This window comes from Mesorhizobium sp. M1217, assembly GCF_040318275.1.
Lineage (GTDB): Bacteria > Pseudomonadota > Alphaproteobacteria > Rhizobiales > Rhizobiaceae > Mesorhizobium.
On the sequence record NZ_JAMYMA010000004.1, the window covers coordinates 138,403 to 154,315 of the forward strand.

Annotated in this window: 16 protein-coding genes and 2 pseudogenes; 13 read left to right on the plus strand and 5 right to left on the minus strand. The window is 60.2% G+C overall.

Annotation, left to right across the window (positions count from 1 at the left end; translation table 11 throughout):
- Positions 1 to 241: 241 nt before the first annotated feature.
- The 5 genes and pseudogenes from NKH37_RS08155 to NKH37_RS08175 form a co-directional block, all read left to right on the plus strand.
- Positions 242 to 427 (plus strand): annotated as a pseudogene (locus tag NKH37_RS08155) (ABC transporter permease); the annotation flags it as partial.
- A gap of 92 nt (positions 428 to 519) precedes the next feature.
- Positions 520 to 1,062, plus strand: a complete 543-nt coding sequence (locus NKH37_RS08160) for an ABC transporter permease (RefSeq protein WP_353040920.1) — start codon at positions 520 to 522, stop codon at positions 1,060 to 1,062.
- A pseudogene (locus NKH37_RS08165) lies at positions 1,059 to 1,619 on the plus strand (ATP-binding cassette domain-containing protein); the annotation flags it as partial. The gene NKH37_RS08160 and the pseudogene NKH37_RS08165, both read left to right, overlap by 4 nt.
- 194 nt (positions 1,620 to 1,813) lie before the next feature.
- A complete protein-coding gene (locus NKH37_RS08170) occupies positions 1,814 to 1,990 on the plus strand; it encodes a CopG family transcriptional regulator (RefSeq protein WP_353040922.1) in 177 nt (58 codons plus the stop codon).
- The gene (locus NKH37_RS08175; RefSeq protein ID WP_023718511.1) at positions 1,987 to 2,424 is read left to right on the plus strand and encodes a TA system VapC family ribonuclease toxin; all 438 of its coding nucleotides are present in this window, start codon (positions 1,987 to 1,989) and stop codon (positions 2,422 to 2,424) included. The genes NKH37_RS08170 and NKH37_RS08175 overlap by 4 nt, the downstream gene beginning before the upstream one ends.
- A gap of 187 nt (positions 2,425 to 2,611) precedes the next feature.
- On the opposite strand, the gene NKH37_RS08180 is transcribed toward NKH37_RS08175, so the two are convergent.
- Positions 2,612 to 3,739 carry an NAD(P)/FAD-dependent oxidoreductase gene (locus NKH37_RS08180; RefSeq protein ID WP_352483672.1) on the minus strand — a complete coding sequence of 376 codons (1,128 nt, stop codon included), beginning with the start codon at positions 3,737 to 3,739 and terminating at the stop codon, positions 2,612 to 2,614.
- Between the two features lie 64 nt (positions 3,740 to 3,803).
- Positions 3,804 to 4,805: an SIS domain-containing protein gene (locus NKH37_RS08185; RefSeq protein WP_023718509.1), complete on the minus strand. Its 1,002-nt coding sequence runs from the start codon at positions 4,803 to 4,805 to the stop codon at positions 3,804 to 3,806.
- A 101-nt stretch (positions 4,806 to 4,906) separates the two neighbouring features.
- On the opposite strand from NKH37_RS08185, the gene NKH37_RS08190 reads away from it, so the two are divergent.
- From NKH37_RS08190 to NKH37_RS08210, 5 genes are all read left to right on the plus strand, one after another.
- Positions 4,907 to 5,773, plus strand: coding sequence for a PfkB family carbohydrate kinase (locus NKH37_RS08190; protein ID WP_023718508.1), 867 nt, complete (start codon positions 4,907 to 4,909; stop codon positions 5,771 to 5,773).
- Positions 5,774 to 5,933: 160 nt separating this feature from the next.
- Positions 5,934 to 6,770, plus strand: coding sequence for an ABC transporter substrate-binding protein (locus NKH37_RS08195; RefSeq protein ID WP_352483671.1), 837 nt, complete (start codon positions 5,934 to 5,936; stop codon positions 6,768 to 6,770).
- 76 nt (positions 6,771 to 6,846) lie between these two features.
- Positions 6,847 to 8,376: an amino acid ABC transporter permease/ATP-binding protein gene (locus NKH37_RS08200; RefSeq protein WP_023718506.1), complete on the plus strand. Its 1,530-nt coding sequence runs from the start codon at positions 6,847 to 6,849 to the stop codon at positions 8,374 to 8,376.
- 109 nt (positions 8,377 to 8,485) lie between these two features.
- A complete protein-coding gene (locus NKH37_RS08205; RefSeq protein ID WP_023718505.1) occupies positions 8,486 to 9,595 on the plus strand; it encodes a LacI family DNA-binding transcriptional regulator in 1,110 nt (369 codons plus the stop codon).
- A gap of 391 nt (positions 9,596 to 9,986) precedes the next feature.
- Positions 9,987 to 10,163, plus strand: a complete 177-nt coding sequence (locus tag NKH37_RS08210) for a DUF982 domain-containing protein (protein WP_023718504.1) — start codon at positions 9,987 to 9,989, stop codon at positions 10,161 to 10,163.
- Positions 10,164 to 10,639: 476 nt separating this feature from the next.
- Here NKH37_RS08210 and NKH37_RS08215 read toward each other — a convergent pair whose 3' ends face one another.
- Positions 10,640 to 11,296: a Crp/Fnr family transcriptional regulator gene (locus NKH37_RS08215; RefSeq protein WP_352483670.1), complete on the minus strand. Its 657-nt coding sequence runs from the start codon at positions 11,294 to 11,296 to the stop codon at positions 10,640 to 10,642.
- 393 nt (positions 11,297 to 11,689) lie between these two features.
- Between NKH37_RS08215 and NKH37_RS08220 the strand changes: the two genes are divergently transcribed.
- Complete coding sequence (locus NKH37_RS08220) at positions 11,690 to 12,010, plus strand: ABC transporter ATP-binding protein (protein WP_353005095.1); 321 nt, start codon at positions 11,690 to 11,692, stop codon at positions 12,008 to 12,010.
- A 532-nt stretch (positions 12,011 to 12,542) separates the two neighbouring features.
- Entirely contained in the window at positions 12,543 to 13,400 is an 858-nt protein-coding gene (locus NKH37_RS08225; protein WP_352588817.1) for a protein-L-isoaspartate O-methyltransferase family protein, read from the plus strand.
- 9 nt (positions 13,401 to 13,409) lie between these two features.
- Here the strand turns inward: NKH37_RS08225 and NKH37_RS08230 are convergent, their stop codons facing one another.
- Positions 13,410 to 14,027, minus strand: coding sequence for a glutathione S-transferase family protein (locus tag NKH37_RS08230; protein ID WP_023718501.1), 618 nt, complete (start codon positions 14,025 to 14,027; stop codon positions 13,410 to 13,412).
- Between the two features lie 95 nt (positions 14,028 to 14,122).
- Complete coding sequence (locus NKH37_RS08235) at positions 14,123 to 15,196, minus strand: pyridoxal-phosphate dependent enzyme (RefSeq protein ID WP_031193821.1); 1,074 nt, start codon at positions 15,194 to 15,196, stop codon at positions 14,123 to 14,125.
- An 87-nt stretch (positions 15,197 to 15,283) separates the two neighbouring features.
- Between NKH37_RS08235 and NKH37_RS08240 the strand changes: the two genes are divergently transcribed.
- On the plus strand, positions 15,284 to 15,766 hold the full coding sequence (locus NKH37_RS08240) for an Lrp/AsnC family transcriptional regulator (RefSeq protein WP_023718499.1): 483 nt from the start codon (positions 15,284 to 15,286) through the stop codon (positions 15,764 to 15,766).
- Positions 15,767 to 15,913: the final 147 nt, after the last annotated feature.

Below are 15,913 nucleotides of genomic sequence, written 5' to 3' on the forward strand. Positions count from 1 at the left end.
GAGGGGAAATTTGCCTGAAACGGGAAACACCGGCACGACTGTCGGCGAGGCCGCGTTGCCGGCATCCAGGAAGTCAGAAGCCGTCCCCGGCCTTGCGCTTGGCCTGATGCTGCTGAGCGCTGGTCCGGTCGTCATCCTGGTGCTGCTGGTCGCCGTCCTCAGCTTTCTGTCACCCTATTTCCTGACAGGACGCAATCTCAGCAACATCCTCGCCCAGACGGCCGTCATCTCGGTTGTGGCGATGGGCCAGCATCTGGTCATCCTGACACGCGGCATCGATCTCTCCGTCGGCTCGAACCTTGCGCTGGCTTCCGTCGTTGGCGCGCTGAGCTTTCATGCTGGCGCCCCCGCCATCGTTGTGATCGCGGTGATGGTTGGCTGCGGTGCCGCGGTCGGCGCGATCAACGGGCTCTTCTATGTCTTCGGCCGACTGCCGCATCCTTTCATCATCACGCTGGCAACATTGAGCATCGCCAAGGGGTTGCGCTGCAACTGGCCGATGGCCGCGCCATCCCTGGCATGCCGGATTCGATCGATGCGCTTGGCCGCGACGCGGTCTGGGGTCTGCCTGGATCGGTTTTCGTTGTTGCCGGCGTTGCCGCGGTGCTTTTCGTCATGGCTAAAACCATGGTCTGGGGGCGCTGGATTTATGCGGTTGGCGGCCGGCCCGACGCTGCGTTGCGCATGGGTATTCCCGTGTCCTGGGTCCTGGTTTCCGTCTATGTCATCTCAGGGCTGTGCGCCGGCATCGGTTCAGTCATCCTTGCCGGCCGCACCGACGCCGGTTCGCCGCTCTTCGGCAATCTGCTGGAACTGGATACGATCGCGGCGGTGATCATTGGCGGCGCCAGCTTTCTTGGTGGTCGCGGCCACCTCGGCCATGCCTTGATCGGCGCCATCATGATCGGCGTTATCCGCAACGCGCTCAACCTGCTCAACGTCAACGTCTTTTTCCAGCTCATCGTCATCGGCGTGGTCATCGTCATAGCGGTCGAGTCCGACGTGCTGCGCAATTACCTCGAAGGGCGTGTGCGTGTCATGCAAGCCGGGAGGCAGTCATGAGCGCTGCTGCGGCCAACGTCGATCATGCGGTCACCGCGGACAATCCCGTGCTGGCGGTACGCGGTGCGACCAAGCGTTTCGGTTCGGTTCTGGCTCTGGACGATGTCAGCATCGAGGTGCGGCGAGGCGAGATCGTCGGCCTGCTCGGCGACAATGGCGCGGGTAAATCGACGCTAACCAAATGCATCAGCGGGGTGCACCAACTCGATGCCGGCGCGATCTTTTTGGATGGTGCGCCAACGCAGATACGCTCCCCTGCGGATGCGCGCTTCGCCGGCATCGAGACCGTCTATCAGGACCTGGCGCTGTTCGACAATCTGACACCGGGACAGAACTTCTTTGCCGGCCGCGAGCTGGCTGGCCCGCAATGGCTTCCGCGCGGCCTGCGATTTCTGCAGCAGCGCCGAATGGACGCCGAGACCCGCGCTCTGTTGGTGAATCTCAAGGTCACGTTGCCGCGGCTGGATGCCGTCGTCGCCATGATGTCGGGTGGACAAAGACAAGCCATTGCCGTGGCCCGCTCGACCGTATTCGCCCGCAAGGTTGTCATTCTGGATGAGCCGACCGCCGCACTCGGCCTGCGTGAATCACGGCAGGTGCTCAATCTGGTTGCTGCGCTCCGCGACCAGGGCAATGCCGTCATCCTGATCACTCACAACATGGAACACGTCGTCGAACTCGCCGATCGCGCGGTGGTGCTTCGCCAGGGCCGCAGGGGATTGATGACGACGTCCTGGTCGCGGCCAGGGCCATGGCCCGGCAGCAGGGTCGTAGCCTCGGCGAGGTCATTAGCGATCTCGCCCGGCGCTCGCTGCGCCGGCCTCAAGCTGGCGGCGAGCGCAACGGGATTCCTCTTCTGTCGCCTCGGCCGCATGCACCTCCTGTCACGCTTGAGACGGTCAACGCCTTGCGAAACGAACTGCCTTGACCTTCCTGCTCGGTGTCAATGTGCTGATCGCACTGATCGATCCTGGTCACGTCGCCTATGGCGACGCGCATGGCTGGTTCGAAGAGACGGGCAACGCGGCATGGGCTACTTGTCCGATCACCGAAAACGGCGTCCTGCGCATCGTCGGGAACCAAAGATATCCTAATTCTCCCGGCTCGCCCGCCATCGTTGCGCAAATCGTTACCAAGTTGCGGGCTCTGCACGGGCACAGCTTCTGGCCCGACGATGTGAGCCTGGTTGGCTCCGGCGACATCGATGCAGCGAAAATCCTGACTTCGGCACAGGTCACGGATACGTACCTTCTCGCGCTCGCCAAGGCGCGAGGCGGCCAACTTGCCAGCTTTGACCGCAAGCTGTCAGCGGCGCCCGTGAAGGGCGGGAAGTCTGCACTGCACCTAATTCCCACAAGGTAGACCGCCGGGCTCTTCGGTGCAGTCTGCCTTTCGATCTTCTTGGCTTTGAATTGAGGCTTGCGCAACTTGTCGCGCTCAGCGCACTCCAGTGGATCGCGAGCGGCTATCTGGCCATAGTTTGCGGGGCATTCATCTTCTCCCTTGAGCGTCCGCGCTTGGACAGTTCGGCCTTGCCGCAATTGCCCTTTCAGCTGAATCGACTAGCGCGAAACGTTGCAAGCATGGGATGCGGATTGCCTGAGGCGATTTCTTTGGCAAGCAATTCGCCGACGATCAATCCAAGCGTGGCGCCGCTGTGGCTAAAGGCGACGTGAAGCCCGGCGACGGTCTCGACGGAGCCAAGCACTGGCTCGCCGTCGCCCGGGATGGGCTTCGGGCCAACTGCATAGGTAGCGAGTTGGAGCCGCCGATTGCCCTCGAGCACCGCACTAGCCTCGTCGAGCAGTCCTTTGACGGTCTTGTCGTGCACGGTGTAAGTTCCATCAGAGTTGACCACGACTTCTTCCTCCGACCACGCCGAATCCAAAACAAGTTCGCCATCCGGCGTCGGGCGCACCGCCACGCGCGGCGTATTCAGCACGGCACGGAGCTCGGTCTTGATCGGCTTGGTTTTCAAGAGGAGTGAAATCGGCGTGGCGTCGGGGACACGAACTCCGATCTCCGCAAGCATGGCAGGCGTCGCTGGCCCAACGGCAAGGACCACTGCATCCGCCTTTAACGGCACACCGTCGGCAGTGACGACGCCACGCGCGCGACCACCTGTGGCATCTATCCGCACGCGTCCGGCGTTCTGGACGAGCTTGCCGCCGCGGGAGCGGAACTCATTGAGCAGCAGATCGATCAGGCAGGGCAGGTCAACCCATCCTTCGCCAGGATTGAAGATGGCACCCTGCGGGGTGATTGCGCTGGCGTTGACACCGGGCGTCACTGCGCCGACTTCGGCAGGGCCGAGCAGAAGCGCGTCATAACCAATATCCTGCTCCAGCTGGCAGATGGAGGCGATCTGGTTCGTCCCATCATCCGCATCCCAGGTGAGGCCGCCGTCAAAGCGAAGCCACGACGCCGTTTCCGGCCTTGTGGCCGCCAGGGTCCGATAACGGTCGATGCCCGCAAGCCTCAAGCGGTGGTAAGCAGTGTCAGCACGTCGCGCTGAGTTCAGCCAGGAAAGTGAACGGCCGGATGCACCGTTGGCCGGCGCGCCGTCGTTGACAATGGTTACATCAAAGCCAAGACGAGCGAGGTGCAGCGCGGAAGAGATGCCGAAGATGCCAGCGCCGATGACGACGACTTGGCGCGGTTTTGGGGATGCAGTCATAGAAAAATCCTTCTACGCAGAAGCCGGGCTGGGAGTTGTTGGATGGCTGCAGAGCGCGGCGGAACTAGTAGTCCGTGAGCTTCTTCATGTAGCGCCGGCCCTCGAGCATCGGCTGGCCGCGCAGACCAGCCAGCGTATAGGCAAAACGCCATAGAGTGTCGAAGAAGACCAAGGGCACGAGATAGGGTTTGATGTGTTCGGACATACCGCTGAGGTCGAGTTCCGCTCCATCGAGCACCAGGATGTTTTCCCGGCTGCCGTGCTTGAAAAGGAAATCGCGAGCGCGTTCCGTAAGGTGCCTCGTCTCGTCCAAACCCATCAAGACCACGAAGCAAGTATCCCGGTCCACCACCTCGAACGGGCCGTGAAAGAACTCGTTGGCGTGTATGGCTTGCGAGTCGTACCACTGCATCTCCATCAACACGCAGATGGCGTAGGAATACGCCGCACCGTAGCTTGCACCGCTGGCCAGTGTGTAGATCGCTTTGCGCGGCGCGAAACGGGGTACGAAGGCCTTAAACCGGTCGGCATAGGTCCGGTGCGCACGTTCGATCGCCGGCTGAAGATGGCTCAGGCTCATCAGCAGATCGGCGGTCAGCCCGGCATCCTCCCGAGCATCGATTAGGCCGGCGAGCAACATGTAGAGCACGCCGTAGTTGCTGCGGGCTGCATCGATCGGTTTGCCCGTCGTGTAGGAGGCCTGGTAGGCGACTGCGTGGTCGACCGCCTGCGCGAGGGGCGATATCTGGTCGAGCGTCATGCCGATTGTCGTCGCGCCTTGATCCTTTGCATGATTGGCCGCTCGCACGGTCTCCTGGGTGGTGCCTGTCTGCGAGCAAAGGACAACGAGCGCGTCAGGTCCCAACCGTCGCGGATCTCGGCAGACGAACTCATCCGCGTTGTAGATATCGCAGGCGAATGTGCCGCTGTGACGGTCGACAAAGTATTTGCCTGCCATCATGATCGAGAGCGAGCCGCCGCACGCCACGAGGAATAGATGCGAAAACTGCCTGCCCGCCGTAGCGGCCAGGGCGCGTTCAACGTCGGCGGGGAGGGCGAAAATCATTAGGTTCCTCTTCTCGTTGACAGAGCTTGGGCCGGCGCACAATTGACAATGGCGGGCCATTGTGCGAACGTTATCACACCCTTTAAACTGAAAGTCCTGCGATGGTCAAGATTGCCGCGATGGGCGACAACGTGGTCGATTGTTATCTCGCTCGCGGCGAGATGTATCCTGGCGGAAATTGCCTCAATGTCTCGGTGTATGTCAGCCGCTTCGGCGGGCAGTCGGCCTATGTTGGGGCGATCGGCAAAGACCGGGCAGGGGACTTGATCCACGCCGCACTCAAGTCCGACCGCGTGGACATCACCCGATTGCGGCGCCTTGAAGGGCCGACCGCCTACTGCCTCATAGGTCACCGCAACGCCGATCGGATTTTCCTGGACTTCGATCTCGGAGTTTCGGTGTTCACGCCGACGCAAGAAGATCTGGATTTTCTCTCGGGTTTTCAGGCCGTCCACATCGGCCAGTCCAGCGGTTTGGACCCGTGGGTTGCCGCTGTATCAAGTAAGTCACTGTTGTCTTATGATTTTTCCACCCGCCGGGAACCGGGACACCGACGCGAGATTGGGCCCTATTGCTATCTGGCTTGTGTCTCGGGTGACGGTCTCGACGACAAGGAATTGGCCGCAATCGCAGCCGAATTGCTCGCATTTGGTTCAAGGTGGGTTCTTGTGACTCGCGGTCGGGCCGGCGCGGTGCTTCACGGCGACACCGTCTCTTACCGAACCCCGGCGCGGTTGGTCGAACCCGTCGACACCCTGGGCGCGGGCGACACCTTCATCGCAAGAACGCTATTCGGCCTGCTTAAGAAAGAGGCGCCTCAGGACATTCTTAGCCAAGCCGCGGAGGCGGCGGCTGCTACCTGCCGGTACTACGGGGCGATCGGCTATGCGGCAGCAATTGATCTAGGAAAGATCACGCCGGAGGTCCTCCGCGGAGCTCGGCGCATTCAAGACGAGAGAACCGTCTAGTTGGGGAATTCAACTGAGCAATTGACGCGAGAAATGGACAATGCTAGTCAAAGTGATAACGTTCTCATTCATCTAACCAACGCCATGAAAGAGCGTTTTGATGGATGGGTCGTCGAGTGGGACCGCAGGCCGACTTCGGCCAATCGTAAGAGGAGAAGACATGCAAACGAATTCGAGCAGGCGCCAATTTGTGAAATCCGGTCTGGCGCTGACGATCGCGCTGGTGACAGGACTTGGCACGTTGGCCGCATCAACGCAGGCAAAAGCGGCCGACAACCCCTACAACCTCATCGACCCGACGGTGATCAGCGTCGGAACCATGGGCGATGCGAAACCCTATGTCTTCACCGACGCCAACGGCAACTTCACCGGTTTCGACGCTGAACTCTTCCGCGACGTAGCGCGCCGGCTCGGGTTCAAGGAGGAGCAGGTCGTTTTCACCGGTCAGGAATTCTCGGCCCTGCTGCCCTCTGTCGCCAACGGTCGCTTCGACGTCGCTGTCGCCGCCATTGGCACGACCGCGGAGCGCAAGAAGACCGTGGATTTTGGCGACGGCTATCTCGCTGGCTACCTGTCGATCATTTCGCCTGATCCGGCTCTGACGAGCAATGAGAGCACCGCCGGAAAGCGCATTGGCGTGATCCAGGGGACGTTGCAGGAAATCTATGCCGAGAAGAATCTGAAGGGCGACATCGTCAAATTCCCGGACAACAACACTGCCGTGGCGGCGCTGAACAACGGGACGATCGATGGGCATTTCACTGACTATGAGTCGGCCAAGCAGTATGTGGAGCGCTATAAGAACCTGAAGATAACAATGAACGTGCCGTCCTTCGATGCGCCAGCCGGTTTCGTGGTCAAGAAGGGCAACGACGCCTTCCGAGAAGCGCTCAACAAGGCATTGCGAGAGGCCATGGACGATGGCACCTGGAAACGGCTTCACGAGAAATGGTTCCCGGGTACCCCGATGCCGGATCAATATCTGCCAAAGAAGTAAATTCGCGCGTATTCGTTAGCGTTTCCGGCCGGGCCCGTGAGCAACGGTGCCCGGCCGAGTTATAGATGGACTTGATATGAGCTGGTTCGACAACTTCGCCCGCAGCTTTCTTGATTTCCAGGCGATGGCAGAAGTTCTGCCGAACATGGTGATGGTCGGCCTCAAGAACACCCTGATCCTGGCCCTTGCCTCGACGTTTTTCGGGACGCTGATCGGTATCGTACTCGCCGTGATGGGGATTTCCGAGAACCGGCCGCTGAAACTCCTTGCCCGAGTCTACACCGATATCTTCCGCGGGCTTCCTGCCATCGTCACAATCCTAATCATTGGCCAAGGCTTCGCGCGATTGGGCCGAGATCTGTTCGGTCCATCGCCTTATCCGCTGGGCATTCTGGCGCTCAGCCTGATCGCCGGCGCCTATATCGGGGAGATTTTCCGCGCCGGCATTCAGAGCGTCGAGCGTGGTCAGATCGACGCCACCCGCACTCTCGGCATGACCTATGGCCAAGGCATGCGCTTGGTGGTGATCCCGCAAGGCATCCGCCGCGTCCTGCCCGCACTGGTCAACCAGTTCATCGGCAACGTAAAGGACTCCAGCCTGGTCTATTTCCTTGGTCTGCTCGCCTCCGAACGCGAACTGTTCCGCGTCGGCCAGGACCAAGCCGTGCTGACCGGCAACTTGTCGCCGCTGTTGCTGGCCGGCGTGTTCTATCTCGTGATCACGGTGCCGCTAACCCACCTCGTCAATTACATCGACGCGCGCATGCGCGTCGGCAAACGTATCACCGCTGTGCAAAGTGGCCTCAAGGAAGTCGCCGAGCTTGCCGAAGCGGGCGTGCCGGGCACAGCGACGTTGCCTGCAGCAGAGCCCACACGCTTCAAGGGTGGCGGTATTGAGGTCAAGAATATCGACATGGCCTATGGCGCCGTCCAGGTCCTCCATGACGTCAGTCTGAAAGTGGAGCCGGGGACCGTCACCTGCCTCATCGGTCCATCCGGCTCGGGCAAGTCGACCTTGCTGCGTTGCCTCAACCGCCTCGTAGAGTGTCGAGCCGGTGACATTCTGCTCGATGGCGAAAGCATCTACAAACAGACCCCTGACCAACTCCGGCGGCGCGTCGGCATGGTTTTCCAGCAGTTCAATCTGTTCCCCGACCGCAGCGCGCTCGCCAACATCACCTTGGCGCTTCGCAAAGTTAAACGCATGTCGCGCGAGGAGGCTGAGGGCGCGGCCTTGGCGAGGCTGAATGAAGTCGGACTGCTGGAGCGTAAGGACCATCGGCCGGCCAATCTCTCGGGCGGGCAACAGCAGCGGGTGGCCATCGCGCGCGCCCTGGCCCTCGAACCCGAGATTATGCTGTTCGACGAAGTCACCAGCGCGCTCGATCCGGAATTGGTCAAAGGCGTCCTGAACTTGATGGCCGATCTCGGTCGGGGCGGGATGACGATGGTGGTCGTAACACACGAGATGAATTTCGCCCGCAAGGTCGCGAACCAGGTCGTATTCATGGACGAGGGGCGAATTGTCGAGGCAGGCCGACCAGAGGACCTATTTGATAACCCGCAAAGCCCGCGTCTTGGGCGCTTTTTGTCCGAGGTGCTGTGATTGCAATGGTGTGCGCAACGGCGGCTGTTCCGGTGTTCGGCCTTGCGGGGCGGGCTTAACTGCCGCTAGGTCGCCGGCACAACGCGCGCATGGGCGGTAGGTTTGCCGAGTGACTCAAAGATTACCCAAAAACGCAACTATCATAGAGGTCGCTCGCCGGGCCGGGGTGAGTTCCGCCACGGCCGGGCGTGTTCTTGGTGACTACGGCTACAGCAGCCCCGAGGTTCAGGAGAAGGTGCGGGCCGCAGCAGCTGAGCTGGGCTACCGCCCCAATCGCCTTGCCAAAGGTCTGATCACCGGTAAAACGCAGACTATCGGCGTTGTGGTTGGCGACATCGAAAGCCCATTCTACGCCAGCGTGCTGCGCGGAATAGGGGATGTCGCGCGCCGTGGCGGCTTCGGGGTTATCGTTACGAACAGTGATGAAAATGCCGAACTCGAGCAAGAGGCGGTGCAACTGCTGCTGGAAAAGCAGGTCGACGGTTTAATTGTCTCATCGACCTTCGTGGACGAGCCGGATCATCTTCGTGAAGCAGTCGCGGCTCGCTGTCCCGTCGTGCAGTTCGACCGCATGGTGGCGGGCCTGGAAACCGATTCAGTCGTGGTCGACAACGTTTCTGTAACGCATAGCAGCATCGCGGCGATGATAGCGGCCGGACACAGCCGCATCGGAATATTGGCGGAACTCGGGCCGGGCCAACGCGACGATGTTGGCTCGTTTGTGGCAAACGTTGATCTCTCCAGCGCTGATCTTCGCTACCATCATCCAAGCTGGCAGAGACTATTGGGTTATCTCGAAGCCCATCGCGCCGCGGGCATTACGCCGGATCCGCAGTTGATCCGTCGCGTGGCGGTCTATTCTAGCGAGGCAGCCCGCAAGGAGGCGCTCGATCTGCTGACAATGCGCAATGCACCGTCCGCTCTGTTTACGGCCGATGGTGTGATGTCGACAGGGGTTCTGGAGGCCATTTCCGCATTGAAGCTTGCGATTCCAGGAGACGTTTCGCTGCTCTGCTTCGACGATCTCGACTGGATGCAGTTCGTGACCCAGGGTATCACAGCCATCGCGCAGCCGGCACATTTGATTGGAGCGGCGGCAGCGGAGCTTCTCTTGAAGAGGTTGGCGGAGGCCACGTTACCTTTCGAGCACCGTGTCCTTGCGGCCCGCTTGGTGGAGCGCAATTCAATTGCAGTTCATCTCAACCGCGAGGCCGTCTGACCCGGCCGCAACGGTCTATGGCTGGGGCAGTCTCTAAGGGGCTCTGAGAAACGCACCGCGGCCGAGACGCGAGACTACAACCGTCATCACCGGCCCCGCTGCATCAGCGTTGCCACGACGGCTTTAGCCAAGCGGCTCGCATCACCGCAATGATCATCTCTGAGTTGGCAATGCATCCTAAAATAGATGTCTACGCTGCGTCCCTACCCCGATATGGCCAGCCAGAAGGGGCTGCGCGGGGCTGGGCCATAGCCGGTTTTCCGATCCTTGGCTCGAACCGGGGCGTGGCTGACGGAACTCTTAGTTTAGATAAGGCTTATGTACAAATGTCGCTCCATTGGTTTTCACCGTCGATTCCCGTAAAGACCGGCCGTCCCGGCGTCATCTACCAATGCAGCAACGTCGAAGGGCCGCTGAGCAGCTCCTGAAGTGGAGCAAGCGCGGCCCTAAGTGGCATAGCGCGGTGCAACTCTGCATGGATGCAATGATCGATCAGGTGAAGCCCGATGTGGTTCGCAGAGCGTTCCTTGAGGCCGCCAAAGAGGAGGGAAAGCTACTGCCGCCGTAGCTCTTGTCTCCGAAGGAAGCTCATTCCATATCAGGCACGTCGCGGCTGACGAACAATGTCGTCGGCTCGCCGTATTCGCCTAATGCAGGGTTAGCATCGCGCGACCACGGCAATGACGCCAGCGTGTTTCGCCGCCAAGCCTCTCGCAGCCCATACCGCCCGGTCCTCGGTCTGGGAGGCTTCGGCCTGTGAATCGGCGTGCAAAATCGGCGTCGAATTTTGCACGCCGATTCACAAGTGTTGCCGTCGGGTCATGATGATCTCCCTTCGCACACTTTGCTTTGCTCGGCACGAGCTGGGTTGCGTTCCGCTCAGCCCAACCGTCGACCGCCTCGAGCCGCATACCGCTGTCGTCGAGACGTCAGGCGTCCCGCGCACGACCAGCCCTCCGTAAATGTCGTCTCGAACTGTTCCGGCGACGGAACGACCGTCTTCATTTTGGTGTCCATGCGCTGGCGTTCAAAGAGATATAGCCGCTACCTGAGATACTCGCTGTCGAATCCGGCTGTTTCGACCAGCTTCTTGCGGTTGATCACCTCTACATGGCCTGACTTGAAAGAGACGAGATCGGCCTTGCGCAGCTCCCTTAACGTTCGGTTGACGTGAACCGTGGTCATTCCGAGGATGTCGGCCAGTTCATGCTGGGCAAGAGGACACTCATATCTTCCATCAACCGACAGCTCAACCATGGAGAGCCTCTCTTCCAACTCCAGCAGGAAATGGGCGGTACGCCTCATCGCGTTCCGTCGCCCGGTATTTGTCAGATGTTCGGCAAGGATGGCGTTCAGGCGCGCCAGCGAACAGGCGATCTTCTTCCCGATTCGGCCGTCCGACAGGATGGCCTCGACCAGTTCCTTACTGGAAATTTCATAAACAGCTAGTTCGGTTATGGACGCCAGCGACGCAAGACGGGGTCCGTCCAAGCCACGGAAACCGACGACATCCCCTTTGAGGGGAGTGTCTATGATCTGCCGCTCTCCGTCCGGCAGTGCCTGATAAAGTATGCCCCAGCCCGATTTTACAATGAATATCTCACTGTTGTCGTCCTCCTGCCGGCATATCACCGAATGGGGTTTATAGATTTTTGCGGTAACACCGAGAAAATTGTTGTTCCCCCACTCATTCTTCGACAACGTCCCCCTATGGAATGAGAGCACATGAACTGCAATAGTGTCTGCATGGAGAATCGCAAGTTTGCTTCTGTTTCCACACGACTGACAATAGTATCTCCCGGATAAATCGACAGAACGACCTCTTACCCTAGGGGCGGGTTTGCCTACTGTCCTCGTCTGTTTGGTAAACTGCGTTTAACTTAGGGTGTACAAGGGCGGTTAAGTCTCCGGGTTAAGGTCCGGCAACAGGCTCCGAACCGCCAATCACCTTGCCGCGCAGTAGTACGGCTTGGTTGTGGGATCGGGGGATCGGCGAACGCATGCACATGGTCGAGATGAGCGAAACTTACCTGGATCGTCTGCCGGCCGAACTGTCGGGGGGGTCAGAAGCAGCGCGTTTGCATCGCCCGGGCGTTGGCCGCCGATCCGGAACTCATCATCTGCGACGAAATCACGTCCGCGCTCGACCAGATTGTGCAAGAGGAAATCCTCAAGCTCTTAATGCGGCTTCAGCGCGAACTCGGCATGAGCTGCATTTTCATCACCGATGACATTGCCACCGTGCGGGCGATCGCCGACGAAATTGGGGTGCACCAAGGTAAAGTCGTTGAGCGGGCATTAAAGAGCGAAATTCTCACGCCGCCGCACGGCCCCTATACCGAGCGGCTTTTATCCTCCGTGCCGGAAATGGATCCGAACTGGCTCACAAGGCTGCTGGCCAGCCGGAGGATGTGATCGTCGGGCGGAGCGTTGCGTGTCTTCCATATCGCCACGCCTTACAGCCTCGCGGTCGGCCTTCGGAACAATGCCAGAAATTTTGATGGTTCTCGCCCACGAAAAAGCCATCACGGCAGCAGGGACGAACTTGCGCTTTTGCGCATATTGATCTCTATCAGCAGCGATACCCAGCGCGCTCCTGCATCGGCTCGACGGCCGCAACCACCAGCTCAATGACGACTTGGCCGAGGTTGCCGCCGGTGTCCGCGCTTTGCTATAAAATCCCCCTATGTCACGAGAATGAGTATCAATCCGCCGCGCGAGTTGATGTCCTGGCGTCGTTCCGGGCACCCGTGCGCCAAATTCGGTCAGACGCCAGGCGCCGAAACGGGCGGGTCCACAGGCAAAGAGGGCAGGGCACTCGGCAAAGCTGCGCTCTATGGCAAAGGGATAGCGGGCATTGCCCTTCAATGCGGGGATAGCGCCCCTTTGCCGTCGTTCGGTTTTCTGAGAGCATGATTGAGTACGTGCGATCCGGAGCCGATATTCCATGCCGACAAGAATCGATGCTAGTGAAGCGCGCCGGTGGTTTGCCGAAGATCTGCGTGTCTCATCACCTGTCTTGCACAACCCTGCGGTCATCGAGGCCTTCGCAAAGGTTCCGCGCGAACACTACCTTGGCAACGGGCCTTGGCGTATCCATTCGAGATTGCAAATCGGGGCGGTCCATACCAGCCCTTCAGCCGCACTTCATGAGATTTACCACGACGTTCTGGTCTTGCTTGACGAAAAACGCGGACTGAACAGCGGCTTGCCGTCGCTTTGGGCATTGGTTTTCGACCATCTGAACATCACTCCCGGCCAGACTGTCCTTCAGGTGGGCGCCGGTGTCGGCTATTTCACCGCCATCCTCGCTGAACTAACGGGTTCTGAAGGACGCGTGATTGCATATGAGATCGACGAAGAACTGGCTCGGCGTGCGCAAAGCAATCTTGCTCATTGTGCCCATGTAGAAGTGATATCAGGTGATGCAACGCAGGCAGTTGATCTGCCAAACCTCGATGTCGTGGTCGCTTTTGCCGGCGTGACGCACGTGCCGGAACGGTGGCTTTCAAATTTGTCCGACGCTGGCCGGATGGCACTGCCGTTCACAGGTGAGGACCGACGAGGTTTCATGATGCTTCTGGAAAGGGTCGGCGATACGTTTCCCGTACGGTCACTTGTGCCATGCGGGTTTTACCCCTGCAGCGGAGCTAGGCGCAGTGACGAAGAAAAGGCCTTGATGGCCGCCCTCAAGGCTGCCCGAGGCAAGGTCACCCGTCTCGCGCAATATCATCCAGGCCGACCAGCAAATGGCCTCGAGAACGCTTGGCTGGTGACCGACACATACTGGATTTCGAAAGCCTAGCGATCGATATCAATCACGCGTGTCGCCGTCGTAGGGTGTGGCACGCATTGAAGGGCGTTCCACGAAGGATCTATACCATCGTGTCAGTCGTGGCCTTCCCTGCAAGAAGTCGGGCAGTCCCCGGAATTCCAGCCAGCTTAGACAAGTGGCGAGCGCGATGTGGCCGACATGGAGCGGTGCGTCGAATTCGACCTCGCGTTCCACGAAGTTATAGGATTCGATGAGCTTCATCGTCATGCCTGCGCCCAAGGCAGGATAACGCAGATGTTCAGGGCGGCGCTCGTTTTCCCAGCGGATGGAAATGCCTGCGTCGCACATGCCGCCGGCGAGCGCCTGGAGGCGCAAGGCGGACCATTTTGCTCGCCCTGTTTCGGGGATGAGCCGAGGACTGCTTTCGAGATTGTCGAGATAGCTGCAGATTACGCTCGAATCGAAGATCGCATAGCCGTCGTCGAGAACGAGAGCGGGCACCTTGCCAAGCGGATTGATCGCAAACACATCATCGTTGCGATTGATGGGGCTCGTCTCGTGATGAATGACGCGCAGACGTCCGGCAAGCCCGGCCTCGTGGGCAAAGACCAGAACCTTGCGCGCGTAGGGGGAGTGGGTCTGGTAGATGAGCTTCATGGACCCGTTCTGCGTTGAGTCTGAAGCGTGGGCATCTCGAGCAGTCCGCGGCCCAGCCGCTCTTTTGTTCAATGGTCCGGGGTTTGGCGCCATCGTCATGCGTCCTTCTCCAGTTCGGCCTCGGTCACGATGATCAGCACCCGGCTCGATTCGTCGAGCGCAAGCTCCCGCGACGGGCCGGAAGTCGCGACGGCGGTGGCGAGGCCGGCGAGGCCGGCCGCACCCGACGGGGTTGTGCCTGGACCGTTTGCCTCGCGAAGTCGGCTCTTCGCGTCGGCAAGCGCCGCTTCGGACACGGTTATGACCCGAGCGTTGCCTTGGCGGAGTACGTCGAGCGCCGATGCGGCTGCTTCGCCACAGGCGAGCATGTCTGCCGACGTCTTGAGATCGCCGGATATCCGCACGGACCGTGCTTGCGACAGCCCGGCCGCGACGCAGGCTGCGGCCTCTGGTTCTACTACGACGATCATGGCTGGAGGCATCAACCAGTCCTTCAGCCCAGTCGTCAGGGCGGCGGCAAGTCCGCCGACACCGGCCTGCACGAAGAGGTGGGTTGGCCTCAGATGGCCGATCTCGTTGACCTGGCGACGAATTTCCGCAGCAAGCACGCCATAGCCAGCGACGACATCTGCTACAGCTAGGTCGTCCGGGTCGCTAGAGGTGTCGGCCACCAGAATGCCTTCTCCGGCCCGGGCCGCCGCGGAGGCCCGATCGACGGCATCGTCGTAGGTGCCGTCGACCCACACGATTTCGGCGCCTTGTGATTCGATACGCCTGACCCGCGCCGCAGGAACGCCCGTGTGGAGGTATATTTTTGCCGTCCCACCGGCAAACTTCGCCGCCGCGGCAACGGCAAGTCCGTGATTGCCGGCGCTGGCCGTGATTAACGCCGGCAACGGCGTCCTGGCCCGCTCTGGATCGAGCAATTCGTCGATATCCATCCCGGTAGCCCGGGCCAGAGCACACAGACCAGCATAAGTGCCGCCGAGGGACTTGAAGCTGCCCAGGGCACGGTGTCCCTCGTTCTTGGCAAGCACCTGGGCCACATCCAGGCTCGCAGCGAGGTTTGGCAGGTCGAGCAACGGTGTCGGTGCATAAAATGGCGACAGGCGCTGTAACAGCGCCGCGATCTGATCAGGGTCAAGGCCCGGCTGTGTGTCTATGGCCATGAGGCGAAGTTCTATCCCGGAAACCACGCCGGTTCGCGCCTATTATCGTTGCTCGCCTGCCTGATTTCGTCATACATGCCTGTCCTCATGACGAAAACTGCCGTCCTCGATCGCTTCGACTATGTGCTGCTGTCGCTGGTTCAGCGCGACAACCAGATCCCGGCGCGGCGTCTCGCCGAGCAGGTCGGGCTTTCCCAGAGCGCGGTTCTGCGCCGCCTGCGCCGGCTGCGGAAGGATGGCGTGATCGCAGCAGACATTGCCGTCGTTCGCCCGGGGGCCGTGGGCCTGCCGCTAACCATCCATGTGCTCGTTTCCCTGGAACGGGAGAGCGCTGTCGAGTTGGACGCCTTCATCGGCAAGCTTCGCGGGCGCTCGGAGGTTCGTCAGGCTTGGTATGTCACCGGTGAAACCGATTTCGTGCTCCTCCTGCAATTGCCAGGGATGGAGGCGTACGATGTCTTCACGCGGGAAGTCTTCCACGCCGATTCGAACGTGAAGGCGTTTCGCACCATCGTGACGATGAGAGAAGTGATCGGCGCAGCCGATGCGCAGCCGCTATCCACTGCCTGAGTTTGTGGCGTGTCCCCAGCAAGGTCATTGCCCTTTTGACCGGTAATATCAGTCAAGGGCGCGAACCAGGTTGAAGGTCGATATACGCGTTCCCGTATCTACTCACCCGCCCCACCGCGAATGTCTGCACCTGGCGCAAATTAGTTC